This is a genomic window from Alteromonas sp. 14N.309.X.WAT.G.H12 (assembly GCF_036697315.1).
Lineage (GTDB): Bacteria > Pseudomonadota > Gammaproteobacteria > Enterobacterales > Alteromonadaceae > Alteromonas.
Genome location: NZ_JBAHZB010000151.1, coordinates 1 through 3,331 on the forward strand (window position 1 = coordinate 1; position 3,331 = coordinate 3,331).

Annotated in this window: 1 protein-coding gene and 1 pseudogene; both read left to right on the plus strand. The window is 46.4% G+C overall.

From position 1 onward, the window contains the following. Positions 1–2,753: chromosome segregation protein SMC (locus V5298_RS19265; protein WP_332933055.1), on the plus strand; the 2,753-nt coding region annotated here is incomplete at its 5' end. Between the two features lie 19 nt (positions 2,754–2,772). Then, a pseudogene (locus V5298_RS19270) lies at positions 2,773–3,331 on the plus strand (hypothetical protein); the annotation flags it as partial.

Consider the following 3,331-nt stretch of genomic DNA (forward strand, 5'->3'; position numbering starts at 1 on the left):
ATAGTGCCCAGATCACCCGTTTGGAAAGTGAACGGGAACAAATACAAAATGAAATGGATGCCTTGTTAGCACAACAACGAGGGGATGAAGCCGGTATCGAGAAATATCGCGCCCAAGCTGACAGCTGTAAATCCCAATTAGATGATTTACAACAGCAATTATTTACCGTGTCGAACCAGATCACCCGTCTTGAACAAGATGCCTTACATCGTCAACAAAGGGAAAAACAGATTGTTCGTGAAATGGATGAATTATCTGAACGCAAGCAACTGTTACTGGATTCACTAAAGGAAGCCAATACCGCATTAGAGGCGGCAAAAGAGAAGCTTTTGCTGGCAGAGCCACAGTTAACCATGCAAGAAGCGGCGTTAGAGCAGGCTTATGTACAAAATGATCAGGCAGAAGCCTCGCTGAGAGAGTTCAATCAGCGACAACGAGAAAAAGAAAGCCACTATCTGGCACTAAAGCAACAAGTTCAGCAATTGCACAGCAAGATCCAGTCGGTGACACAAATGCAACTGCGCACAACTCAACGGCTCAATGAATTACATGAAGAGTCCACACAAAGCGACATTGAAACCTTAACCCGCCAGAGCAATGCCCTTAATGATGAAATTGCCATTGCCACGGAGAAAGTCGCCATTGCCGAGGATGAATTAACCTTTGCAGAAGACGCGGTGGTGGCGCAAAAACAACACTATGAAGCCATCGAGCAGGATTTTGTAGGTGAACAAGGTTTTTTACAACAGGCCGAATCCAAACACGCAGCCCTTAGCGCTTTGCAAAATGAAGCTGAATCACAAGCCGCGGCGCTACCCGACGGTGTTATGGCATTTTGGCAGGCCATCAAAGTAAAACCTGGCTATGAACTCTTGTTTGAAAATTTGGACTTTTGGCTGTTAAACCCCGTAGTGGCCAAAGAATATTCATTGGAAACCGTTGTGGCGTCCAGGCAGCATCTTCCCACAGGCAGACGTATTTTACCGCTGTCAAATTTCAATGCCCCCGAAGAAGGAACGTTAGCGGCTTGTCTTGAGGGGGATTTTATACCGGCGTTTTTTAATCGCATCATACTGGCTCAAGATGTCACCGAAGGGCAAGCACTGTTGCAGCGTCACCCTCACTGTATCGCAGTGGTCACAAAAAGTGGTGAGTGGATAAGTGAAGCAGGCTTTATTCAGGGGGTGGCAACAAAAAATAATGATGGCGTTATTGCCCGAATGGCCAAAATTGCCCAGTTAGAAGAGGAAATTTCCCTGTTGGCAGAAAAGGTAAATGGTTTAAGGGAAAAACGGGAGCAAGCCCTTGAACGGGTGAGGGAAGCCGAACAACGTCGTGATAATGCCCGCCAACAACGTATGCAGATGCTCAATAACAAGGACAAACTTGATCATCAACAAGCCCTTTTACAGCAGCAGTGTTCAGTTGCTCAGGAGCGTCAACATAAACTCAATAAGGACATTGAAAAATACAAGCAACAGTTAGAGGAAGAAGATGAGCAACTTGCACTGACATCAGCACAGTTAGAAGAGCAAGAAGAAGCCCTAATGTATGCTGAGGAGGCGCAGCAGGAAAGTATAAAAAACCGTGAACTGCTGGAAAGCAAAGTCAATGAAAGCCGTCATGCCATTGATCAACATAAAAGCACGGTTCATCAATTGCAGTTGACATTACAACAACAGCAAAATCAACGTGAAATGTATCAACAACAAGTTACGCGTAACCAGCGTCAGCTTGCTGAGTATGAACAAAAAATCAGTGAATTAAATAAAGAAAAACAGTTGCTTAGCCAGCCTGAAGCCATCAATGAATCCCAATTGCAAGCCTTGTTGTTACAGCGGGAAGCGATCGAAGAAAAACAGGCCATCAATCAGGCAACATTAACGGAACTTGAAGGTTTACTTACCGAGGCGCACAAAGGTCAGCAAGGCATTCAAAGTCAAATTCAACAACGTCAGTCCCACATCGATGGCTTAAATATTGATATTGAAAGTACGAAGGTAAGAGCAGCATCGGTACTAGAGCAACTTGAAGCAAGCGGACATACATTAAAAGGGATCCTGCCGACATTAGAGGAAACGGCGGATGAGGCTCAATGGCAACAAGAATTGGAAAAGACCACCGCGGCCATTAATCGTTTAGGGGCCGTGAACCTCGCTGCAGTGGAAGAATACGAAACCCAAGCTGAACGCAAAGCGTATCTTGATACCCAATTTACTGATCTCACTGATGCACTTAATACGTTACAAGGGGCAATACGTAAAATCGATAAGGAAACGCGACAACGTTTTGCCACCACCTTTGAAAGTGTCAATGAGGGGTTAAAAACCCTGTTTCCCAGGGTGTTTGGCGGCGGCTCAGCTTACTTAGCACTCACCGATGATGACCTGCTGGAAACCGGGGTGACGATTATGGCGCGGCCACCGGGCAAGAAAAATAGCACAATTCATCTTTTAAGCGGTGGAGAAAAAGCGTTAACCGCTTTATCATTGGTTTTTGCGATTTTCAGGCTAAACCCAGCGCCATTTTGTTTACTTGACGAAGTGGATGCGCCGCTGGATGATGCTAACGTGGGACGTTTCTGCAAATTGGTGTCACAAATGTCTGATTCGGTGCAATTTATATATATCACCCACAATAAAATAGCGATGGAAATGGCAACTCACCTGACTGGCGTAACGATGGCAGAACCTGGTGTTTCAAGAATGGTTGCGGTGGATGTGGATGAGGCTATGGCCTTCGTAGAAGCATAACAAAGGGCGAAAAACAAAAATGGATGAGCTACGACTATCACTCCTTATTTTAGGTACGTGTTTTATTATTGCCGTGCTGGCACACGGGATCTGGAAAATTCGAAAAGCCAATCAGACAGACAAGAAACAACGCATTGAGCCTCGGGATTGGGAAGAGCAGGCTACCGATGAGGAAGATGAAAGTCATGATGCCGATTACGATGATCTGGGATTAGGGAAAGTTCGGGTTGTTTCTTCCGCGCAGCCCCATGCTGCTCCCGCTCCGGTTTCACACAGTGCCACCGACGAGCACGCTGCTTACGAATCAGATAATGAAGATCCCTTGGTATCAGAAGATGCCGAGGATGAAATGGTGGCGCCTGCCCAGGAGCCTGAACCGGTAAAACTCTACGGTTCCGTCGTGTCCAACCCTAAACCCCATTTACAAGCCTCTCGGGGCACCGTTGATGCTAATCATGAGCCTGAAGATGTCCCCAAGCCCCCTGAATTTTTGATCAAAAAAGCCGATGAGGTTGAAAAAGCCGATGAGACAGACGCTTTTAGCCTTGATAGCCCAGAGGTGGTCACAACCGCGTCGC